Here is a 2,707-nt window from a genome sequence, read left to right on the forward strand (position 1 = left end):
ACGGGGCTGCCGGCGGCGAAGCGGTTGGTGTCGGCGGCCTCCACCACCACGGTCCTGCCCTCGGGCCGGTCGACCTCGATGCGCTGGCGCCCCTGCGTCCGGTAGGACGAGCGCACGACGCCCTGGAGATGGGCCTGGTCGCCCTCCGCGAACTGGAGCTGCCAGGGGCGGGCATAGAGCTTGACCGGACCGACGAGCCCCTCGGGGGCCCGCACGGGGGTCAGGCGGCCGTCGACGCGGACCTCGCCGCCCTGCGCGATCGCCTCGACCTCGATGGTGTCGCCGAGGAACTTCAGCACGGTGGCGGAGACCGGCGCCTCCTGCACCTCGTCCGGGGTGCCGACCTGCTGCAGGCGCCCCTTGTCCAGCACCGCGACCCGGTCGGAGAGCTCCAGGGCCTCGTCCTGGTCGTGGGTGACGAAGATCGTGGTCTGGCCGGTGCGGTCGTGGATCTCGCGCAGCCAGCGGCGCAGATCCTTGCGCACCTGGGCGTCGAGGGCGCCGAAGGGCTCGTCGAGCAGCAGGACCCGGGGCTCCACCGCGAGCGCCCGGGCCAGCGCGATGCGCTGGCGCTGGCCGCCCGAGAGCTGACTCGGATAGCGGTCGGCGAAGCCGGAGAGCTTGATGAGGTCGAGGAGATCGCCGACCCGGCGCCTGATCTCGGCCTTGGCCGGGCGCTCGGAGCGTTTCCGGGCGTTGAGCCCGTAGGCGATGTTCTCGGCCACGCTCATGTGCTTGAACAGGGCGTAGTGCTGGAACACGAAGCCCACCGCGCGCTGCTGCACGGGGAGCCGGGTCGCATCCTCGGCCCCGAACACGATGCGGCCCGCATCGGGGAAATCGAGGCCGGCGATGATGCGCAGCAGCGTGGTCTTGCCCGAGCCCGACGGGCCGAGCAGCGCCAGCAATTCGCCCGCCCGCACGTCGAGGGAGAAGTCGTGCAGCACCGAGGCCGTGTCGAAGGTCTTCGACAGCGCCTCGACGCGGATGGCGGTGGAGCCGCCCATCCGCTCAGTGGCCCCGGGCACCCGCGGCGATCTCGTCGGCGTAGCGCCATTCGAGGAGGGATTTGACGCAGAGGGTGACGAGGGCGAGGCCGGCCAGGAGGGAGGCGACGGCGAAAGCGGCAACGAAGTTGTACTCATTGTAGAGAATCTCCACGTGGAGCGGCAGCGTGTTGGTGAGGCCCCGGATGTGGCCTGAGACCACCGAGACCGCGCCGAACTCGCCCATCGCGCGGGCATTGCAGAGGAGCACGCTGTAGAGGAGGCCCCAGCGGATGTTGGGCAGCGTCACCGTCCGGAAGGCGTGCCAGCCGGACGCCCCGAGGGTCAGCGCCGCCTCCTCCTCCGCCGTGCCCTGCTCCTGCATCAGCGGGATGAGCTGGCGGGCGACGAACGGGAAGGTGACGAAGATGGTCGCCAGCACGATGCCGGGCACCGCGAAGATGACCTGGATGTCGTGGGCCAGCAGCCAGGGGCCGAGCAGCCCCTGCGCCCCGAAGACCAGCACGTAGATCAGGCCCGAGACCACCGGCGAGACCGAGAACGGCAGGTCGATCAGGGTGACGAGCAGGTTCTTGCCCCAGAACTCGAACTTGGCGATGGCCCAGGAGGCCATGATGCCGAAGACCAGGTTGAAGGGCACTGCGATGGCGGCCGTCAGCAGGGTCAGCCGGATCGCCGCGTGGGCATCGGCCTCCGTGAAGGCGGCGAGGTAGGCGGCAAAGCCCTTGGCGAAGGCCTGGGCGAACACGGTGAGCAGCGGCAGCACCAGGAACAGCGCCAGGAACAGGATCGCGATCCCGATCAGCAGCCAGCGGATCCAGCGGCCTTCCGTGACGACGCTGGCCGGGCGGGCCTCGGCCAGGGCGGCGGGGGCGAAGGTCTCAGACATAGCCGAATCTCCGCCGGCTCCAGGCCTGGATCAGGTTGATGGCGAGCAGGGTGAGGAACGAGATGCCGAGCATGAGCGTGGCGATGGCGCAGGCACCGCCGTAATCGTACTCGGACAGCTTGATGACGATGAGGAGCGGCGCGATCTCGGAGACGTAGGGCAGGTTGCCGGCGATGAAGATGATCGAGCCGTACTCGCCGATCCCGCGGGCGAAGGCGAGGGCGAAGCCGGTGAGCACCGCGGGGATCAGCGGCGGCAGCACCACCCGCACCAGGGTGTGGACGCGTCCCGCCCCGAGGGTGGCGGAGGCCTCCTCGATCTCCTTGTCGATCTCGGCGATCAGCGGCTGCACGGTGCGCACCGCGAAGGGCAGGCCGATGAACACCATGGCGATGTAGATGCCCACGGGTGTGTAGGCGGCCTCGATGCCGATCCGCGCCAGCTGCGCGCCCACGAGGCCGTTGGGGGCGTAGAGGGCGGCCAGCGCGATGCCGGCCACGGCGGTGGGGAGCGCGAAGGGTAGGTCCACCACCGCATCGACGATCTTGCGGCCGGGAAAGCGGTAGCGCGTCAGCACCCAGGCAATGAGGAAGCCGAACACCGAGGCGGTCAGCGCCGCCACCAGGGAGACGCCGAAGCTGACGCGCAGGGCGCTGGCGACCCGCGGATCGGTGGCGACCTCCCAGATCCCCGCGAGGCCGAGGCCCGAGGCGCGCGTCACCAGGGCGGCCAGCGGCAGCAGCACGATCAGGCCGAGGCAGGTCAGGGTGTAGCCGAAGGCGAGCCCGAAACCGGGGATCACGCTCGGGCG

Annotated in this window: 3 protein-coding genes; all 3 read right to left on the reverse strand. The window is 70.4% G+C overall.

All coding sequences use genetic code 11. The features are described 5' to 3' along the window. Positions 1 to 1,007, reverse strand: a 1,007-nt coding sequence (cysA, locus tag CRT23_RS27340; protein WP_103712611.1) for a sulfate ABC transporter ATP-binding protein, incomplete at its 3' end; no start/stop codon positions are given. 4 nt (positions 1,008 to 1,011) lie between these two features. Beyond that, positions 1,012 to 1,896: a sulfate ABC transporter permease subunit CysW gene (cysW, locus tag CRT23_RS27345; protein WP_103712612.1), complete on the reverse strand. Its 885-nt coding sequence runs from the start codon at positions 1,894 to 1,896 to the stop codon at positions 1,012 to 1,014. Then, entirely contained in the window at positions 1,889 to 2,698 is an 810-nt protein-coding gene (gene cysT, locus CRT23_RS27350) for a sulfate ABC transporter permease subunit CysT (protein ID WP_103712613.1), read from the reverse strand. The genes cysW and cysT overlap by 8 nt, the downstream gene beginning before the upstream one ends. Positions 2,699 to 2,707 lie beyond the last annotated feature (9 nt).

Origin of the sequence: Methylobacterium sp. V23, assembly GCF_002917135.1 — a bacterium.
Taxonomy (GTDB): Bacteria; Pseudomonadota; Alphaproteobacteria; order Rhizobiales; family Beijerinckiaceae; genus Methylobacterium.